This window comes from Thalassotalea sediminis (assembly GCF_030295915.1).
GTDB classification, from domain to species: Bacteria; Pseudomonadota; Gammaproteobacteria; order Enterobacterales; family Alteromonadaceae; genus Thalassotalea_C; species Thalassotalea_C sediminis.
In genome coordinates this window covers 1748148-1767198 of record NZ_AP027361.1, presented here as the reverse complement: position 1 = coordinate 1767198, position 19051 = coordinate 1748148, and the positions used below count along the sequence as shown (strand labels likewise).

Annotated in this window: 29 protein-coding genes; 1 reads left to right on the top strand and 28 read right to left on the bottom strand. The window is 36.9% G+C overall.

Annotated elements, in window-relative coordinates; all coding sequences use genetic code 11:
* Positions 1–93 precede the first annotated feature (93 nt).
* From QUE09_RS08065 to QUE09_RS07955, 23 genes are all read right to left on the bottom strand, one after another.
* A complete protein-coding gene (locus QUE09_RS08065; RefSeq protein WP_286235682.1) occupies positions 94–351 on the bottom strand; it encodes a hypothetical protein in 258 nt (85 codons plus the stop codon).
* Between the two features lie 40 nt (positions 352–391).
* Positions 392–919 (bottom strand): P-loop NTPase family protein, encoded by a 528-nt coding sequence (locus QUE09_RS08060; protein WP_286235681.1) that lies wholly within the window; start codon positions 917–919, stop codon positions 392–394.
* A 200-nt stretch (positions 920–1119) separates the two neighbouring features.
* Positions 1120–2022, bottom strand: coding sequence for a polysaccharide deacetylase family protein (locus QUE09_RS08055; protein ID WP_286235680.1), 903 nt, complete (start codon positions 2020–2022; stop codon positions 1120–1122).
* Between the two features lie 130 nt (positions 2023–2152).
* Positions 2153–2518, bottom strand: coding sequence for a cupin domain-containing protein (locus QUE09_RS08050; RefSeq protein ID WP_286235679.1), 366 nt, complete (start codon positions 2516–2518; stop codon positions 2153–2155).
* A 118-nt stretch (positions 2519–2636) separates the two neighbouring features.
* Positions 2637–3146 (bottom strand): GrpB family protein, encoded by a 510-nt coding sequence (locus QUE09_RS08045; protein ID WP_286235678.1) that lies wholly within the window; start codon positions 3144–3146, stop codon positions 2637–2639.
* A 41-nt stretch (positions 3147–3187) separates the two neighbouring features.
* Positions 3188–3559, bottom strand: coding sequence for a VOC family protein (locus tag QUE09_RS08040; protein WP_286235677.1), 372 nt, complete (start codon positions 3557–3559; stop codon positions 3188–3190).
* Between the two features lie 123 nt (positions 3560–3682).
* Positions 3683–3880 (bottom strand): DUF4177 domain-containing protein, encoded by a 198-nt coding sequence (locus QUE09_RS08035; protein ID WP_286235676.1) that lies wholly within the window; start codon positions 3878–3880, stop codon positions 3683–3685.
* 102 nt (positions 3881–3982) lie between these two features.
* Positions 3983–4285, bottom strand: coding sequence for a hypothetical protein (locus tag QUE09_RS08030; RefSeq protein ID WP_286235675.1), 303 nt, complete (start codon positions 4283–4285; stop codon positions 3983–3985).
* A 115-nt stretch (positions 4286–4400) separates the two neighbouring features.
* Positions 4401–4574, bottom strand: coding sequence for a hypothetical protein (locus tag QUE09_RS08025; protein ID WP_286235674.1), 174 nt, complete (start codon positions 4572–4574; stop codon positions 4401–4403).
* A 112-nt stretch (positions 4575–4686) separates the two neighbouring features.
* Positions 4687–4893, bottom strand: a complete 207-nt coding sequence (locus QUE09_RS08020) for a hypothetical protein (protein WP_286235673.1) — start codon at positions 4891–4893, stop codon at positions 4687–4689.
* An 82-nt stretch (positions 4894–4975) separates the two neighbouring features.
* On the bottom strand, positions 4976–5404 hold the full coding sequence (locus QUE09_RS08015; protein WP_286235672.1) for a hypothetical protein: 429 nt from the start codon (positions 5402–5404) through the stop codon (positions 4976–4978).
* A gap of 74 nt (positions 5405–5478) precedes the next feature.
* A complete protein-coding gene (locus tag QUE09_RS08010) occupies positions 5479–5967 on the bottom strand; it encodes a GNAT family N-acetyltransferase (protein WP_286235671.1) in 489 nt (162 codons plus the stop codon).
* A 51-nt stretch (positions 5968–6018) separates the two neighbouring features.
* Positions 6019–6468 (bottom strand): DUF4760 domain-containing protein, encoded by a 450-nt coding sequence (locus QUE09_RS08005; protein WP_286235670.1) that lies wholly within the window; start codon positions 6466–6468, stop codon positions 6019–6021.
* 274 nt (positions 6469–6742) lie between these two features.
* On the bottom strand, positions 6743–8221 hold the full coding sequence (locus QUE09_RS08000) for a serine hydrolase (RefSeq protein WP_286235669.1): 1479 nt from the start codon (positions 8219–8221) through the stop codon (positions 6743–6745).
* A gap of 350 nt (positions 8222–8571) precedes the next feature.
* Positions 8572–9168, bottom strand: a complete 597-nt coding sequence (locus QUE09_RS07995; protein ID WP_286235668.1) for a glutathione S-transferase family protein — start codon at positions 9166–9168, stop codon at positions 8572–8574.
* A gap of 119 nt (positions 9169–9287) precedes the next feature.
* Complete coding sequence (locus QUE09_RS07990; protein ID WP_286235667.1) at positions 9288–9776, bottom strand: GNAT family N-acetyltransferase; 489 nt, start codon at positions 9774–9776, stop codon at positions 9288–9290.
* A 127-nt stretch (positions 9777–9903) separates the two neighbouring features.
* Positions 9904–10353: a nuclear transport factor 2 family protein gene (locus tag QUE09_RS07985; protein WP_286235666.1), complete on the bottom strand. Its 450-nt coding sequence runs from the start codon at positions 10351–10353 to the stop codon at positions 9904–9906.
* A gap of 159 nt (positions 10354–10512) precedes the next feature.
* Positions 10513–11202, bottom strand: a complete 690-nt coding sequence (locus tag QUE09_RS07980; RefSeq protein ID WP_286235665.1) for a DUF5004 domain-containing protein — start codon at positions 11200–11202, stop codon at positions 10513–10515.
* Between the two features lie 123 nt (positions 11203–11325).
* The gene (locus QUE09_RS07975) at positions 11326–11487 is read right to left on the bottom strand and encodes a hypothetical protein (protein ID WP_286235664.1); all 162 of its coding nucleotides are present in this window, start codon (positions 11485–11487) and stop codon (positions 11326–11328) included.
* 270 nt (positions 11488–11757) lie between these two features.
* Positions 11758–12096 carry a hypothetical protein gene (locus QUE09_RS07970; protein ID WP_286235663.1) on the bottom strand — a complete coding sequence of 113 codons (339 nt, stop codon included), beginning with the start codon at positions 12094–12096 and terminating at the stop codon, positions 11758–11760.
* 39 nt (positions 12097–12135) lie between these two features.
* Positions 12136–12537: a GFA family protein gene (locus QUE09_RS07965; RefSeq protein WP_286235662.1), complete on the bottom strand. Its 402-nt coding sequence runs from the start codon at positions 12535–12537 to the stop codon at positions 12136–12138.
* Between the two features lie 115 nt (positions 12538–12652).
* A complete protein-coding gene (locus QUE09_RS07960; protein WP_286235661.1) occupies positions 12653–13066 on the bottom strand; it encodes an LIC_13387 family protein in 414 nt (137 codons plus the stop codon).
* 128 nt (positions 13067–13194) lie between these two features.
* A complete protein-coding gene (locus QUE09_RS07955) occupies positions 13195–14322 on the bottom strand; it encodes an FG-GAP repeat domain-containing protein (RefSeq protein ID WP_286235660.1) in 1128 nt (375 codons plus the stop codon).
* A gap of 107 nt (positions 14323–14429) precedes the next feature.
* Between QUE09_RS07955 and QUE09_RS07950 the strand changes: the two genes are divergently transcribed.
* Entirely contained in the window at positions 14430–15455 is a 1026-nt protein-coding gene (locus QUE09_RS07950; protein ID WP_286235659.1) for an IS110 family RNA-guided transposase, read from the top strand.
* A 356-nt stretch (positions 15456–15811) separates the two neighbouring features.
* On the opposite strand, the gene QUE09_RS07945 is transcribed toward QUE09_RS07950, so the two are convergent.
* The 5 genes from QUE09_RS07945 to QUE09_RS07925 all read right to left on the bottom strand — a co-directional run bounded on the left by QUE09_RS07945 (position 15812) and on the right by QUE09_RS07925 (position 19045).
* Complete coding sequence (locus QUE09_RS07945) at positions 15812–16099, bottom strand: YciI family protein (protein WP_286235658.1); 288 nt, start codon at positions 16097–16099, stop codon at positions 15812–15814.
* Between the two features lie 142 nt (positions 16100–16241).
* Positions 16242–17006: a DUF4145 domain-containing protein gene (locus QUE09_RS07940; RefSeq protein ID WP_286235657.1), complete on the bottom strand. Its 765-nt coding sequence runs from the start codon at positions 17004–17006 to the stop codon at positions 16242–16244.
* Between the two features lie 112 nt (positions 17007–17118).
* Positions 17119–18021, bottom strand: a complete 903-nt coding sequence (locus QUE09_RS07935) for a potassium channel family protein (RefSeq protein ID WP_286235656.1) — start codon at positions 18019–18021, stop codon at positions 17119–17121.
* Positions 18022–18106: 85 nt separating this feature from the next.
* The gene (locus tag QUE09_RS07930) at positions 18107–18574 is read right to left on the bottom strand and encodes a hypothetical protein (RefSeq protein ID WP_286235655.1); all 468 of its coding nucleotides are present in this window, start codon (positions 18572–18574) and stop codon (positions 18107–18109) included.
* 111 nt (positions 18575–18685) lie between these two features.
* Complete coding sequence (locus tag QUE09_RS07925; RefSeq protein WP_286235654.1) at positions 18686–19045, bottom strand: hypothetical protein; 360 nt, start codon at positions 19043–19045, stop codon at positions 18686–18688.
* Between the last annotated feature and the right edge of the window lie 6 nt (positions 19046–19051).

The window sequence follows — 19051 nt, the reverse complement described above, 5'->3', positions numbered from 1 at the left end:
AATGGTTAAATTTCCACTATAATTGTATAACAATATCGCTTGTATTAGTAACGGTAACCATTAGATATTGTACGCATAATTTATGACGAAATATTAACAACCACCATCTGCACCAGAACTTCCGCAGTCGGCACTAGAAGAAGCACTACTGCTCCCCACAACACTAATTACACTAGCATCTGTTTTACTTCTTGTTGAATTTGAAGCACGCCTTTTTGCGAACGTGACAATCAAGCACAATGTAGATAAGGCAATAACCCCTATCGGTAAATCCCATGCTTTGGTTGCAACTCCGACAAATAATGCGATGACTATCGTTAACAATAAAAGAAATCTAAATACTTTTTTCATGTATAGCTCACTAATTGTGTAAGGTTTCATTAGAACTAGTCTACACTTTGCTTAATTTATTACACTTTACAATAAACTGATTAAGCGCCTTAGTTGACCGAATTACATGCAATGTTTTTCCATGAGAAAGCGCGTTAAGTTCTCGCATAAAATTAGCATTCCAAAAAGCAGGACATCGTTTTAATGTGCGATAACTTTGCAACGAGCCATTGATAACTGAGCACCCCTTAGGCCAGCTATCAGGTGTACATATTATTCCTCTAAATAAGCGTTTAGTAACAAACCAATAACTAACACGATAAGGAAGGTCGATATAAATGAGCGTGTCAGCCTTAGTTAACCGATCATTAAATGTATTTAGTGGACCTAAGCCATCAATTATCCAGCTATCTTCAGCCAAAATGTCGTTATGGTTTTGCTCAAAAACATCACGCTCAACACGTTGCCCATTGTGTTGATAAGCAATCAAATCAAGCTGATACAACGGCAAACCTGTTGCCTCAGCTAACAACTTGCTAAGCATCGACTTGCCACTTCCTGGCTTTCCAAAAACAGCTACTTTGTTCATCCTACATCCTTAAAAGTATTTACTAGAAGGCAGGAATAAAAAACCCACCTTAGTGGTGGGTTTAAAAATCAACGTCGCAACAACAATCCCACCATACCTAAGGTATGATAATAATTAATGTGCTTTGTTGAGTGCGATACGTTTTCATTTCACTATATTTTCAGATTATCTTTTGATGAACAATGTAACATATTAAGCAATTATTGAAAGATTTGTTGCTTTTCAAAGTAGGTCTTTAAGTATTGTTCGCTTGAAGAGTTATCTCTTAAACGGTTATTTTCCCATCCCTTACTTTTAGCAATGGCTGACACTCTGCCTTGACCATTAAACAATACATCTGGCACCTCGGTTGCAATAGGATCTTGAAACGCCTCTTGTGCAGAAATAATCTGCCACCCTTCTGCTCTGAGCTTGGCAACCAAGTCTCCAATAAACAACGCAGCTATATCATTTTCATGCAATAACAGTACATGTTTAGGCGATCTACCCAATACACTCTGACCAATATCATCATAAAAGCGAATTGCTTCCCATAATATCGAAACATACGCCTGCTTTAATTTCTCATAATCAACACTTTTCCCGTCTGCTAGCGCATTTTGTAATAAGCGGTCCATGTACCAATCATAATTATCAACCGTTACATAACCATTTTTGTAACCTAGCGATTGCAAGTGTTGTCGAATACGGTCTCGAGTCTTCCTGTCTTTGCCTTCATGCAAGTAAGGATAACGATAATAAGGTAAAACATTGTCAAACCCCGCTAATATATTTTTCGCTTTAGCGATATCATGTAAATAAGTGTCAAGCGCTGTGTTGTGCGCAGAAAAATGACTGTGGCTATGGTTTGCTAAATGAAATCCAGCATTGGTATAGGCGTTCACTCGTGCTTTAGATTGTTCATTTATATGACCTGTAGTAATAAAAAACAACGCATCTTCAACCTTTGCTTTTTGCAAATTTTTAATCAGCTTTGCTGTTCTTTCTTTACCAGTAAATAACCTTGTGTCAGCACGAGGCCCATCATCAAATGTAATTGCAATTTCATTTGCAGCAATATTAGTGACGTAGAGTAATAAGAGTAAATAGATAACGTTTTTCATAAGTTCAAATATTTAATTTCGATGTATTCCTTTCAACAACCAGTGATCTTTTACTAACAGCCAAGATTGGTATTTGGCACCTGTCTTAAACTCTCAAACCACCCCATTTTTAGTCTCAATAATTATAAGCTTACACCCAAACATCTTCTTCAGCGGTAAGCTCGCCACCAGCATCGCCGGTGTTAACAACACCTCTAGGTTCTACAAACATTATTTTACATTCGTCTTCGGCAAATGGCTTATGTTCAACCCCTTTTGGCACAACGAACATTTCGCCTTCTTTAAGATCAACCTTGCCATCACGAAAATCGATGCTCATTTGCCCTTCAATAACAATAAAAACCTCGTCTGTATCTGCATGACTATGCCAGACAAAACTCCCTTGAATTTTAGCGAGCTTAAACTGATAGTCATTCATTTCAGCAACCACTTTTGGCGACCAGTGTTCCGTGAATTTGGCATATTTTTCGTTTAAATTTATCGGTTTTCTTGTCATTTTACTTTCCTTTTAAACACTAACATTCAATTAAATGAGTGAAAACGACTGGCAATAATCCACTGCGAAACTAAGCTAAATATTGCTAGCTTCTTCATTTAAGGCTTTATTAACGGCATTATTGACTCGCAGCTTGTAATACCTTACGAATGAACGGCCACTTATTTATCGTATATCGCTCTCTATCATCTTTAAATTGAGCAGCAAGTTTATATTTTAAATGCGCGTACTCTTTTGCTATCGATGGGTTTTCGCGTAAACAGTTTCGAAAGTTAATTCTCTCATGCCACAATGCACTTTCAAAAGGGACTAAGTGCAAATGATGAGTACGAAACGCTGGCGTTGGTTTACAAAACCAATGCATTACCTCTTTTTTATAAGGATAGTAACAATAGCCATTGCGTGTTAACACATCGATAGCGCCACTTGATGATTGTAAAGATTTAACACCAACCATAATGTCGATAACAGGTTTTGCATCTAACCCTACAACAGATGTACTGCCAACATGTTCAATTGAACTAAAAATCCAAGGCTTGATTACCCTTGCTAAAAACGCCTTTTCCAGCGCAAACAAAGACGGCCAATTTGGATCATACTTAACCAATGCCACTGCATTTTCATTCATAACTGATAAGTTCGGCTCATCATTATGCTTACTCGTTTGCTTTAAACATGCTGGTCAAAGAGTATCGCATTACCATCAGGATCTTTGATTGAAAAACTTGAAGGACCGCTTTCACCGTTTATCGATTGTTGAGCAATCGTTATGCCTTGAGCTTCAAATGCTTTTAAAAGATCTCTTACATCCGTATACGATTCTAATGTGTTACAGTCTTTATCCCAACCAGGATTAAACGTCATGATATTGTTTTCAAACATTCCCTGAAACAACCCTAACGTATGATCACCATTTTTAAGTATTAACCAATGTTGAGATTGCTCACCGCCAACCACTTTAAACCCTAACTTTTGGTAGAACACTTTAGATTCTTCAATATTACTAACCGCTAAACTTACTGAAAATGCACCTAATTCCATTTGACACTCCAATGTTTGATTAAAACGATAACGCCGCTGTATACGGCAATTTAATGCTTGCTAACACTGTAATTTAAGCTGACTCCGAACAAGCGAAACAGCTTCAACGTTTAATACCGTTACTTATTCCACTTCTTTTTTCATAATACCGGCAAACTCTAAACCACCTTCAAGTTCACGAAAATCAACATTAACAAGCTCCCAACCTTTCGCACCTAACGAACTTAAGTAAGCTTCAACATCTTCACGTTTTCTGCCTTTAAAGAGTCCTGCTGATTCCACATCTCGGGTATCTACTATTTTATAGTCATATTTTTTCATGAAAGCTCCAATGCTAATTTAACGTAGGTTTACCAACGTGGTTAATTATAATTCCCTTTTACTAAACCCTTGAGCTGTGTCCATTCAATTACGATTGAACACCTATCTTGCCAGTCGTTGTTCTTTTAAGCTTAAACGCTTATGTGAACTATAAACATGTTGTCTTTCAGTACCACTAATTAGGAACGCATCCATTTCGACTGAAATGAGTGCAGACACAGGAAAAATTTCTAACATTCCATGTTCACCAAGATTAGCAGACAGCAACGCACGCTTACCTGATGCCAGGAAAGTATAATCTTGATCGCGACATTCACCATCAATATATAATTTAGCGCCACGAAACCATGAATTAATAATTTTTACATTATGTGCTTTAACGGTAAATTCGAATTCTTTTCTCATCTTTATTCACTACTTCCTAAAACATTTGCCCATTGAATAGAGCAAAAAACCAATTTGCTTACTTTATTAATGGTGTTAAAACCAAGTAACCTATTAACAATCCCACATGCAATTATTATGGTGCACTCTTACACTTAAAGCCTTTCGCATTAACGTTAGCAATATTGTCTTGTGAACCACACTCAGTCAGCGCCATTTCCATATGACGACGCTCATTAAAACCTTTTGCTATTGTTCCAAGCCCAATAATAATGAGCGCTACGATAAGGGCTTTTTTCAAATGAGACATAAATATTCCATTGAAAGTGACCATTGCAAGTATTAGTCTTTAACTTTCGCATTTCATTACACAATTATTTATTTAATTTAAACCTATCTCACTTTTTAACGTTCAACACGATCTAGATTGACGGCTTCTTTTTAAATAATTTAGGCTTGGTAATCGATAAATATAGAAAAATTGATAAGGCCAACATTCCAACACTTTTAAAGGTAGCAAGCCCAAGGTCAAATCTCACAAAATCCATAATAAAATCGACACTTGAAAATGCCGCTAAAAAAATAGCCAAATATGCGGTGAACTTTGCTAATTTAGTTGAATCCGACATTATGTTTCCTCTCAACCTAGCGCCCATTAAAGAGCTTTTAACTATTTGTTAAAATAAACAGCATCAGTGCAAAATCCAACTGTTAATTATCCGGTCTATTTTGCTTACTAACATGTTTATTTATTTGACGCCTGATCATACGAATAATAATGGCTTCATCTTTACTAAGCGCTTGGTTGCCAATAGCGGTTGAACCGCCAGCTTTATTTTTATTTTCTGCTTCACGACGCGCCTCTTCAAAAGCGACTAATTCAGTTTCGGTAAGCTTCGACCAAACGCCCTCTCTAGCAGAATTCAACGTGCATTTTCTCGGTAAAAACTCTGTAATAAGTATTGAGCCTAAAGAGTAATATTTATTATTATAAATACACCCCATTATTTTCCCGTTATCAATTACCAGTTGCCAAGGAAATTCAGACGTAGATAAACCAATAGCATCATCATCTGTTGCTTGTTTAGCATACAATGACAAACTAAAAAGAACACCGATTAAAAAGATATATTTTCGCATAATAACTCCTATCCCTGAGTAATTTATAAAGCACGTTAAGGCAGGTATATTAAAAATTCAGGCTGCTAATGGGTTTATGAAGTTCCTAACCATTTATACATAATGTAACTATCAATAAGCCCTAATTGTGGATGGTTATAAGCCTTAGGTATTGTACCTATGATCGAAAAACCTAACTTTTTCCATAGTCTAATAGCAACGTTGTTGGTTGATACTACACTATTAAATTGCATTGCATCAAAACCAAGTTCAATAGCTTTCCTTTGCGAATGCTCACACATGCTACGTGCAATGCCTTTGCCTCTTGCTTCATTTGAAACCATGTAACCACAATTGCAAATATGGCTACTTGGGCCCATCGCATTTTGCTTAATATAATAAGTACCAAGCACTTGGTTATTTTCAACAAAAGCATAAGCCTTAAGCGGTGTTTCACACCATAAATTGAACGCCTGTTCTTGCGTCATATCAGGATCAAATGCATAGGTTTCTTGCTCCTGTATAACCTCAGAAAATGTTGGCCAAAACGCAGCGAAATCTGATGTTGTGATTTCCCTAATCATAAAAACTCCTACTGAGAACATAAGCCCTAATGATAGCGTCTTAATTATTGGCTAGTTAGCGGCGATCTCATTGCTCAATTTTTCAAGCTGTTTATATAAGTCGTCTCTGCCCAAATTATCTCGCCAATAGTTAATATAGTTTGAAGAAGCTTTATAAAGCTCCAATATTAACCTTCCTCTAAGATGTTCAATCGACTTTCTATCAGCGACCCCTTCCCAATAGAGACGCGCAAGAAATTCGTAATAATCTAATATAATGATTAACTTTTCTTCGAGCTCTTCACTTAACTCATTGGGTTTAAAATCATTATTTTTTTTGAGTTCATTTCTGATCTTCAAGTCAGCATCGAGTAAATGACTAACAATAGAGAGATTATTTACAACCTGCACCGTATTACTCACCTTTTGATCTTTTCTTGTTTTCAAATGGGTAAGTAACCATGTTACAAATGCCACTAACAACCAAAGTAAAGTCAATAGTTCTGTTACGCTTATTTTCAAAACTTGCTCCTGCTGCTCAGATCCTGCTTAAAGGCTATAGATATTAGTTAGAATAAGCGACAATACTCCAAAATCAACTGCTATTTTTCCTGCTTTAGTTACTTTTTATATTTTATTTTTAACAGCTTAACTACTATATCAATACGTTAGTTAGCTGTATTTCCCACATCCGCGATCTAACTTATCGGGTAGCTAAAGTTGCGTCGTCTTTAACCAACTTAATTAAACGCTGCATTAGCGACATAAAACAGCGTGTTGTTATTCTATTTTTCGCCTACCCTTCACTAACTTTTTGTTTCAACCAAGCTAGCTGCTTAAGGGCATGTTGATTGTTCGGTAATAACTCGAGTACTTTTTCGTAATTAATTATCGCTTCTGTTATATTTCCAAGCGCAGCATAAGTTTCAGCTAAGCTATCATAGGCATTGGCATTGTCAGGAAACAGATGAACATTTAGCTTAAATATCTCTATAGCCTTTGCTAGTTCATTTTTAGCCACATAGCGATAACCCAAAAGGTTAATTTCTTGTACATCAAATTGAACGCTTGCTTTTATTTTATCTGCTAGCACAATGGCCTGGTTAAAGCCCTGTTTTTTCATTCCTTGGAACAGTGTGAATAACCCTTTTGACAGTCCCCAGCCATTTTCAGCCTTCATCTCTGGGTAATAAAAGCCGGCAATCTCATCGATAAAGAAAATCGGTAAGCTACCTAATTTATTGGTTAATACAATAATGGCTAAGTTATCGTCAGGATAAATCACCATCGAATTGGAGTCACCACCACTGGCACTCACAGCTGGATGCTGAACTCGTCCAATCGTTTGCCAGCCAAGGGCATAGCCATTTTCTAATTTACTAAAGCCTGCGGTTTTACCATTATCTAAAAGTGTAGGTGTCCACAACGCTTTAAGATGTTCCTTATCAAGGAGTTTTTGTTGTTGAAGCGCTATTACGTAATTCGCGAGTTCTGTCGCGGTTGCACTCATTCCAGCTGCAGTTCTAAAAAATGGATCGAAAGTAATTTGTAATGTCTTTAGCTCACCTTGATTGCCTGCAACGTAAGGACGAGCTTGATTGGGAACTATGTTTTCAGTATGGCCAAATCCTGCCGCTGAAGTAATTGGCATATCTAGTTTAGCTAACTGATTTTGCTGAATATAGTCTGTAAATGGCTGGCCCGATAATTTATCAATAATTTTACCTAACAAAATGTAACCTGTTTGGTTGTATTCAAACTTGGTATTGCTTTTATAACGCATCGGTAAGGTAAGTACCTCCTGCCACGCTTGGTCAGGTTGACCATTGGCAATCAAATCAACCCAATGGCCATTTAATATTTTTGGTAGCCCAGAGGTATGGCTTAACAGTTGACGGATAGTTAACGGTTGCCATGCTTTCGGCAAGTTATCTAAATGCTTTGAAACAGGATCGTTAACAGATAACTTGTTCTCTGCGACAAGTTGCATAATGGCGACACCAGTAAAAGCTTTGGTCATTGAAAAAATAGGAAAAGGGGTATGATTTTTTACTGTGACTTGGTCTTGCAAGTTTGATAGACCGTAACTAGCTTTTTTTATTAATTTATTGTCTTTGACGATTGCCAGTTGTAACCCAGGGATATTGGCTCTGCGCATTTTCTCTAGCAGAAATTCGTCTATTTCATCGGCTTTTATCTGTGGCAGTGCGATCGTTAGTAGTAATGTGCTTAATGAGAGAATTTGTAAGTGGTGACGAATGCTTTTCCTAAACATTGGAACGCGGTTTCCTTAATTGATTTGGCTGAGGTAAAACACCTTTATATAAGTAAAAATAGTATATGATGCAGATATGATGCTCGAAATTAGTTATATACTTAGGCGCGAGTTATTGCGCATAGTTTACCTGCATTTTCATTAATGACAATAACTTAGATATTCTACACTTGTAGAGAATGAACAGTTTCAATACACCAAAACTGCCCCAAAATCGAATGAGGGTAATACGTTTGATAGCTGTAACATAAAGATAGTAGTGCTCTTACATTTAATGCTAATAGATGGTGCAATATGGCAAGCGCCAGCGAGTTACTTTTCCGGTGAAGCAACTTGTTAAATGTCGCCCGCTACACCATACCAATGTAGTTCTGATTTTTCTGTATTCTGTCAATCCATGCCAAGACTGACGGGTACGCTTTAAGATCAAAGCCACCTTCATGAGCAACATGGGTGTACCCATATAGACTGATATCTGCTGTAGTCAGGGAATCACCAGCTAAATATGGAGAAGTTGAAAGCTGATTCTCCATAACTGCTAGTGCCTTATGCCCCCCAGACTGCTTAGCCTCATACTCGGCCTTACGTTCGTCAGGTAAACCAAGGTACTTAGCGATAAAGCGCGCAACCGCTATATATGGTTCGTGGCTGTACTGCTCGAAAAACTGCCACTGCTGCACTTTCGCAAGTTTGAAGATGTCTGACGGAAGCAACTCACTCCCTACAGACAAATAATTGAGTATGGCATTGGACTCTGACAGACATCGCCCGTCTTCTAACTCAAGAAGAGGAATCTTCCCACTAGGGTTCTTCTTTAAAAACTCAGATTTCGTTGTGTCGCCTGCCATTATATCTACATGAATCCATTCGTGCTCAACACCCAGTAACGAGCATAGCAGCTTAATTTTGTAGCAATTCCCAGACTGAATATCTCCGTAGATTTTCACAGACTCTCCTTTCAGCATTTAACGCCGCCATATGGGGCGCATTAAGCTTGGCTAAAAATTACCAAAGAATGAGCGTCAGCCAAGTGTAAGACGTCCATTTTTAATGCGCTTGTTATTACCTATACACCTACAACACTGCTTCGCCTTTCAATAAGCACAACATCTCGCCAAACACCATTCATTTTACCAAGCTTTTCACGAATGCCAAGTTGACGGAAACCGTTATTTTTGTGAAGTTGTAGACTTCCAATATTTTCAGGAAAAATACCTGCTTGCAGCATCCAGATGTTATTTTTCTCAGATTCCTTAATTAAACTAGATAATAATTTCTGACCTACGCCTTTTCCTTGAGCAGACTTCGCAACATAAACACTAACCTCTGCAACACCAGAATAGACTTCTCGACTTGATACAGGAGAAAGAGCTGCCCAACCTAAAATACTGTTATTTTCGACTGCAACGATTCGAGAATGACATAGCATTGAGGCATTCCACTCTTCCCAGTTTTTAGCCGTAATTTGAAATGTTGCATTTCCAGTATCAATTCCTTGTTGATAAATTATTTTTACAAAAGGATAGTCTGCTGGCTCAAATGTACGAATTAACATCTAATTCTCCTAAGGCTACTAACGCCGCGTTAAGCGGCTAAATAAAAGTTTGCTAAAATTGGCAACGAAGAAGCACAGCAAGCTTTTATGTGTCTAACTTTTTTAAAACGCCTTGTTAGGCGAACTATTAATCTAAATACCTTCTCATTTGAGTAATTAAGCCTTGATCGTTAAACTCTAAAACAAGAATATTTCTTCCTTTAAAATGTTTTAATTTACCATTCTTATAATATTTAGAGTCTTCGTTTACAACCACAACGGCCGTATCAGTTCCTAAAACAATATCTTCAATAGTCTCAACTACTGAAACCATTGAGGCACTTTTTCCAATAATCCCTTTTCTCAGGTTATCTTTTCCAGTGAAAGAAACTCCATATGCGATATGGTGATCTGTAAAGTCATCCGTAAAAAAAGAAAGATAATATTCTAAGTCTTTGGCTTTAAAATCTGGCTGGCGTGCTTTTTCAGAGGCCGAAATAAATGCTTTAATCAAATCAGATGAAGGTTCAGCTTTAACTGAAAATGTAAAAGTTAAAGTCAAGAAAATAAAAACATAAATAATTAGATTTCTGTTCATTTCATTCTCGTCCTAGTAGATAAAGTAATTGGTAAACGCTTTGATCGCCTAACGCCGCAATATAGGCAAAAAATAGTTGTTTAAAATTAGCGACGTAGAAGCAAAACCAACTATTTTTTTTCCTGCTTGAGTGGCTTATTAAGCATACTTTGTCGCAGGTCATGTTCTTACTCCATAAACAAAACTGCAATGTGGGTAAACACTATGTGAGCTTAATGGTTTTAGCTCTAGCAACTCTACTTTACCTATTAAATCAGTGATGATGTTTTTATGAATTTCAAAATAAAAAGTCCAATAGCCATTTGATGAGGTTAATTGAATATATGGGTAACCAGTTAACTCCCATTTACCACTTTTATGTTCGGTTTTATTATTAGGATCATTTTCGTAGGATATTTGGTAAGTGTTATCTTGGTTAAGTATTAGTTTGGCTGAAAGATCACATTTGTCACTCATATATTGATTAACTAAATCTTGACTGAGCACTTTATCATTTTGCTCCATCCCCTCAGTAATCAAAAACAACCCAATGCTGTTTTTTGAATACCAATGATTACCTTTAAAAAGAGGTTGTACGTCTACATCAGGCCAACCAAGTTGGTTGATTACGCTTATAAAATCATCTAGGTTATCTTTACCTTCAACGAAAGGTGAATAAAGTATTGTAGACTTTTGAATTTCATCAGGAAAAGCAAGAGTATTATTTTCAACTTTATAATCTAATGCTTCTAGTTTTTGAGTGATTAAAAGCACATCTTCATCTGATAAGTACCGTTTATATAAATATACTTTTGTTGTGGAACACCCATTCAAAAAAATAAAAATTAGAATAATACTTATAAATTTCAAATTATCACTATCCTTGTTTATATGCCTAACGCCGCCATATAGGGCGCACAAATACTTGTCTAAAATTAGCGAGGAAGGAGCGCAAACCAAGGGTTTTACGTCCTTTTGAGTAACTTGTTATAGCTACCTTTCGCCGCTTTCTTTGTCTTTGGGATCACCATTCTCATCTTCTTCTTTTAATTGCTCCTGCTTTATTCTTTCTATCTTCTTAATCTCCTGTGGAGGGATAGGAAATACAAACAAAATAGGAAAAACTGCCAAAAATATAAATGCTCCTTTTGGCATTCTTTTACTCCACACAACTAGCCTATACAGCCCTCGACTTATAAGAAAGACAAGTAATATGAGTGCAAAGTGGAAATTAAGATCTATCAAAATAGTAAAATCATAAAGTTCCATCTAACAAACATCCCGTTATAAAAACATATGGGGAGACTTTCACTGACATTCAAGTAGTTATAACGCCCCACTCAGGCGGTGATAATAGCTTGCAAAAATGTGCAGCGAAGCGGAACCGAGTAAGCTGTTAGCAGCCCCATTTCTAAATTTGGCTTGTTATATGAAAATGCCTCCTAAAAGAGCACTACAATAAATTACACTCACTACTAACCCCAGAAATAAAATAAATTTTTCCTTTAAAGTTTGCTCTGGCTTTTGTAATAAAACAAAAACAACTCTATAGAACGTACTAGGTACTACTAGAACCATCCCAAGTATCGCAGGTAAGCCTCCCAAGATAAACCTAAAGGCAAATCCAGAACTTTCTGTTTGTGAAGTTAGCATAACGAACAAAAACCAAGCGAAAGCTACACAAAAGAAAATAACTCCCATTGAAATCGAAAACAGAGCCATTGTTAAAAATTCCTTTTTACATAACGCCTGTGTAATAGGCACGAATTAATGAGCGTCCTTATTGACGCACTTGTTATGTGTTTATTGTGGTAATTTTTCATATGATGGAATTTTTTCTAGGCCACACTCCCAGTTTGCACGACTTGATATAAAGATATGTGCATTGGGTTTAATTGATATATCTTGATTGATACTACCAGCAGGTACAACGAGCAGCTTACCATCCATTTGCAAGCTTGGTACTGCCGAACCACAGTTAGAACAAAAACTTTTTATATGTCTCGTTGAAGGTAATTCATAAATCTTAATTTTATCTTTTCCAGTTACCCAAACGAGTTTTGCTACAGAAGAAAATAAATTTGATGCATGTGTAGAGCCTGTATCTTTTTGGCAATACTTACAATGGCAAAGATAGAAACTTTCAAAGTCGCCATGGATTTCGAAATTAACCTCACCACATAAACAAGAACCTGATGTACTCATCTGGTTTATCTTCCCTTCATACACATAACGCCCTCAGGGGCTGTTAATAGTTGGCTAAAATAACGAATGTAGTGAGGAGAGCCAACTGTTAAAAGTCTCACACAGCAATGGCTTGTTATGTGTTGATTAACACAAAAGCCCCAACAAAAAATAGTGTTGAGCATAGGATGCCAAAAAATGGAATTTTAAACCAATAGTTTTTTGCTAAGAATAAATATGAAAAACCAACAATAGAAGGTAAAACAGCAAACCAATTATGACTAGAAAGAAACTGAAAATGTGAGAAAGCTAAAGGAATGTAAATAGCAGCAAAAGTTATTGCACCTAAACTATGGCTAGCATTGAAACCTATCCATGCACGCCAAATAGTCGTTTCTTTTGTGAGTCTAGGTGAAGTACTATTCATAGCGTCTATAACATCAGATTGATACGGATTAAACTTGTTAGTGAAGAAAGTATAAAAGAGATGTATAAAACCAAGTAAACCGAAGATTGAAGCTCCAATTATAAATAGTACTTGTGAAATCATACCCAACTCCATTTAAACACATAACGCCGTTTTAAGCGGTGAGTAATAGCTTGCTAAAATGTGAAGCGAAGCAGAACCGAGCAAGCTATTATGAATCCGACTTGAAAACCCTTGTTATAAGGCGACTATCACTCTTTTTTACTGATATACACAGCCGCTAATTTAGTATTACCATCAGCTATTATAAGATCACTTTTACCATCTTCATTTAGATCAGCTAATGCAACTCCCCAAGGATTTGGAATACTTGGCAATTTGAAACTAGAAGCTTCAACTTTAGTCTTTCCACCAAAAACAGCATATAATTCTCCAGACCAATTACTAACCAATGCGTCTTTAAGACCGTCGCCATCAATATCTCCAATGGCTATTTGTTTTGCCCCTGTTGCCGTTTTGATTTCTGTTTTATTTTTTTCTAGAAAATTTCCAATCCCATCACCAGGGATTATAGTGATTAAGCTACCATTAGATGCAACAATTAAATCTATCTTACCATCACCATTCATTTCAGCCAGTTCAACAGCAAATGGAGCATCATATGGTGCAAGCGTTTTCAAATTAAATGACAGCTTATTTGAACTAGTGTTAGTAGCTATTCCTATTTCACGTTGGTTCGGTGTCACTATATCTAATAACTCGTCAGCGTTTATATCATTAATGGCAAATCCTCTGTACGGATCTCCACCAGTGTCAATAAGCGTACTTACCGATTCGAATCGTCCATTAGCGTGTCCTTTATAAAAACGTAATCCATTATGAATACGGCTATCTACAATGAGATCAATTTTACTATCACCATCTAGGTCTTCTAATCGAACGAGATGTGGATGCGGTGATAAATCGGTTTTAAAAACGGAATGAGACGATGTTTTAAAGCCGCCCTTTCCATCACCAAAAAGTAAGGTAACATACGATGTTTCATGATTAGCTATGGCGACATCAACATTTCCATCATCATTGATATCCGAAACAGCTATGCCGGTAGGGTTTTCACCAACAGGGAAGCGACCTACCTCCAGTAAATCACCATTTCCATTCCCTTTAAAAGTGATAATATTATTATCAGAGTAATTTGCAACAATAACATCTAAATTGCCATCTGAATCAAAATCACAAACTGATATAGAGGGTTGGCCTGACCCAACGTTTAGCAATGAGTGCGAATAAGTTGTGACATCTATTGCGTTCGCTCTAGGCTGGTAAAAACAACTTAATGAATTGATTAAAAAAAATAGCGCAATCTTAGATTTATTCATGCATCACCTGAGTTTGATTAGCCTTATAACGAATGATATGGACTCCCCACTCAGCATCAATGTGCCATAGTGAAGTTGATAAAGAGCTTCAATTGAGGAGAGTCCATATGTCACTAATTAAAGCAATTGGCGTTGATTTAGCCAAATCTGTGTTTAGTATCCACGGTGTGGATGCTCATGACAAGTGTAAATTACGTAAAACTGTTAAGCGAAACAAATTGTTACCTGAAATTGCTAAATTGCCACCATGTATTATCGGCATGGAAGCTTGCTCTGGCGCTCATTACTGGGCAAGAGAATTTACTAAGCTTGGTCATGACGTGCGTATCATGGCCTCTAGGTTTGTTATCCCATATCGCCAAAATGAGAAAAATGATGCCAATGACGCCGAAGCCATATGCGAAGCGGTAACACGTCCTAAAACACGGTTTGTGAGTATTAAAAGTGAAGAGCAACAAGCCGTATTGTGTTTACATCGTATTCGCCATGGGGCTATCAAAGACAGAACAGCACTGATTAATCGCCTTAGAGGCTTACTCGCTGAGTTCGGTATTGTTATGCCTAAAGGTAGATACCCAGCACAACATGCTATCACCAGTATTTTAGAAGATGCAGAGAACGGCTTACCTATGCTCGCCAGAGAGCTATTGCATGATTTATGGCAAGAGATAAAAGGGTTAAACGAACAAATCCTTAAACATGACAGAAAACTGTATCAATTAGCCCATCAAATGCATGCCGCTAAACGCTTAATGAGTATTCCTGGTGTCGGCGAAGTGACCGCAACCGCGGTAGTTGCTACTGTCTGTGATGCCAAAGACTTCGACACCTCTCGTGCCTTTAGTGCATGGATTGGTTTAGTACCAAAGCAATACACTACAGGTGGACAGGTAAAGTTAGGAAGAATATCCAAACGTGGCGAAAAACATATTCGCACCTCACTCATTCATGGCGCGCGAGCCGTGATTGCTAACTGCAGGCACAAAACTGACAGAACCAGTTTATGGATAAAAGACCTTATCGAGCGACGAGGGTTTAAGCGTGCCACCGTGGCATTAGCGGCAAAAAATGCCCGATTAATTTGGGCATTATTACACTCAGAAAAAGAATATCAGATTGATTATGTAAAATAGAAAAGGTTAAACCAAACGGTTAACCCCACCGAGTCGTAGCATTAGCAATTGACGATAACACGGTCAGACCGAGCGCATTAAAGCCTGTTTAGTCGGGAAGTATTTAAATACTGTTTAACGAATGAGGCCATGCGCAAGCGCAAATCATCAGGGCGATAGCGTATATAGCTAATAAACGCCGAATGTAGAGCTGCTGTCAGATCTTCTTGTTGTCATAGACTGCTTGTGCTTGACAAAGGGGAGTCCATGTAGCCCACTTAATGGGCAAATAATTAGCTTGGCTATAATATGGAGCGCAGCGACAGGAGCCAAGCTTTATTTGTCCCTATTGAAGTGCTTGTTATGTTTTTAAGCTCCTATGAAACAAGAAAACTTAACCTCTCGTCCGCTTTCTTCGGATCAATTTCTATAATTTCAGCAGATACAACATTATGTTTTACAAAAGGGTCAGCATTAACTAAAACCTCTAAAGCTTCCTTTGATGTATTGTGCGCAATAACTGAACCACCTAAGCCAGGTTGAAGGCTACCAACTAACAGGAAAATTCCATCATTGAAGCCCTTCTTTATCCAATCATTATGACTTGCCATGTATTCGCTAGCTTGTGATTTGTTCTCTGAAAACTTAAGTAAAACAATAAACATTAATAACTCCTTGTAAAATGCACTCGATATTAGATTAAAACATAACGCCACGATAAGCGGCAAAAAATTGTTGGCTAAAATTAGCGAGGAACGAGCAAAAGTCAACTGTTTTTTGTCCGTTTAAGCAACTTGTTAAATTGCATTAATCCTCTTCAGTTAGAAGCTCAGACATAACATTGAGAACCTCTATGCATAATGCTAATAGATTTTCCGCCTCAGAAGAAGAGTATTGTTTTTCAGGGTGATTCGTAGGGTTTCTATATAAATCTCTAATATAGTCTAAATGTTTAAACTGCATTGCACTGATGCAATTATTATCTTTCAGGCTATGAATTAAGTTACCCCATGTCATGTTTTCACAATTTGTATCTAGTTTATCTAGATGAATTTTTTTTAATAAATCCTCTACGGACCTTAAAATATGAAATGCGGATGCTGTATAGCATTCAAATGCGAGGCATTTGCAACCTTCTTTAAAGTCAACTTGGCTCAAGGTTGGCAATTTATTAAATGTGCTTTCACCAACAATACTCTTTGCGTTTGACTGTAAATCAGAAATTTTGAATTTTTTATTATCTACTGTTGTAAATAGTGGAAAGTCATTCATTTCTTCTTGAATAATAGCGGAAATGACATTTAATGAATTCCTAATTTCCTTATAGTGTTTATTTAGCAATTCATCTCTATCATTTTCTAGTTCTGACTCTAGGCAATCTATATTGTTATTTAAGTTTTTTAGGCCAAGCCTTTTCGTATAATTAAAATCAATGTCATCAAAATTAGATATTAAATCCCGTAAGTGCTTAATTGCAGTTTCTTTAACCAAAGATTCTTGAATACAATCGTTACTCAAATAAGAGGAGTACATTGCGTATATCATAAACGGATCTAATCGGACTTCTTTCACGGAACCTTCCTTTGCAATTTAACGCCTCGCTTAACCGACGCAAAATAGCAGGCTAAAATTAGCGACGAAGGAGCGCAAGCCTGCTGTTTTGCGTCCTTGGTTGAAGCGTTTGTTAAGTTACCTTTAAACTTATATTTTGCAGTTCATCACTAATGCTCGTCAGATGTTTATACTTTGTTTTAACCGTTAGTGAAAAGATGAGTATTGGATTCAAAATAGTACTACTAAACCCTTCCTTGAATTGGTCACCATCTCCATGGTTTTCTATGCACTGCCTTATTGTTTCTATGTCTTTGCCATTTGTGCAGTTGGCACTATGTAACAATAGCGCACCTCTAGACTGGTCTGAGAAATAAAAACCGATATAGTCTACTATCGATTTTTGCAAGCTTTGATGATGGTCCAAATCAAAGTTTGCTAATATAAATTTGAGTTCGCTTACAAGCTCATCTTCGTTATTGTAAAATGCTTCAATCGAAGTGGTAAAACCATTCTTATATTTTAATGAGATATCAAACATACCGACGAGATCTTTTTCCTTGAAATCTTGATTCAATTCCAATGATGCTCCTTCCCTATCTACAACAGGAGTTGTAACTTCAAAAAACGAATGTCTCATGTTGTTAAATACCCATGAAATAGCATTAGAATAGGCTTTTAGCTTTCGGTCATTTTCTAATTGAGCTTGATGTTTTAATGCAGTTTCTGTCTTCTTTTCAACTTTTTCAGCATAGTTTGACCAAGCCGCGTTAATGAGCATACCTAGAATAACAATCCCTAGTAATGCTTGGACCGAGATAACTAATTGCATGGGTTCAGAAGTTGGAAGAATATCTCCATAGCCAAGGGTTGTTATTGTAACAATACTAAAATATAGAGCGTTTATTGGCGATAACTCTTGGTTGAAGTTTTGCAACGCTGTAGGTGAGCAATAAAAATAGACAACAGCGAAAAATATTATGCATGCAAAATATGCTAAAACTAATTTTTTAACCGAAATAGAATTTAAACTCATACTATCCTTGGTAACTTAACGCCCAAATAACAGGCTAAGTAATGGTTGGCTAAAATTGTGTAGCGAAGCGAAACGTAGCCAACTGTTACGTGTCCTTGTTTATTTTCTTGTTAGGTACCGTTGCGACTTGGTTAGACGCTAAATAATATAAACCAACAGCAGCAATATTTAAACCCAGCCCCCACGATTGACCATTAAAGATACCAAAATTAAAGTCACTACCCATATTGTATAGAAAATTAAAACCACCCGCATGAAAAAGACCTGATAAAGAGAAACCAGCAGCAATTTTATAAACTAAGATTGGTGAGGACACCCAAGGTATTTGGAGTAAAAAGGTAATTTTAAGGTGTTTATTATTTTCATTGTTTGACGCGAAAACCAAGCCTGCATAAATAAAGTAACCAAAAAAAGCTAGCGCTGATCCAAAAATTAAAAAATGTCCTAACGTGAAGTAGGAAACTTTTAACAACTCCGCAAGTACAATAGAAACTCCCATAAAGCCTCCGCCAATACTTGCAACTATTAATAATGCTTCAGATTTTCGATTCATCCGTGAGGTACCTAACGCCCGCCTAACACGCAATGTGTTGGCATGGCTTTTTGCGTTATTTGCCAAAACCATGACAACATTACATTGTCGGAGTTTAGGCGCTTGTTATGTTTACAAAGCTCGAATTTTCTCAGCGAGTTCATTTATCAACTTAACATCAATACTGTAATTGATAACGGGATTAGCTAGAAGAAAAATCATATCTCTTAATTCATCTTCATAATCAGATTCATAACCAAGGTCGTCTCGGCACTCTAAAAAGTTTGCCCAATTTTCAATAGCATCGCTATCTAATTCTCCTGATTCGAAGCGACTAAAGACTGACAACAGATCTTGTTTAGTAAGAAAGTACAATTCTGAATCGCAGTCCCAAGGGTACTCCTGAATTTCCTTCTTGTAGTCGCTGTAGTTAGCCCCTATTTGAGCTATTCCTTTTATTAACTCAGATCTATCGGTCATAAATGTAAACATAACGCC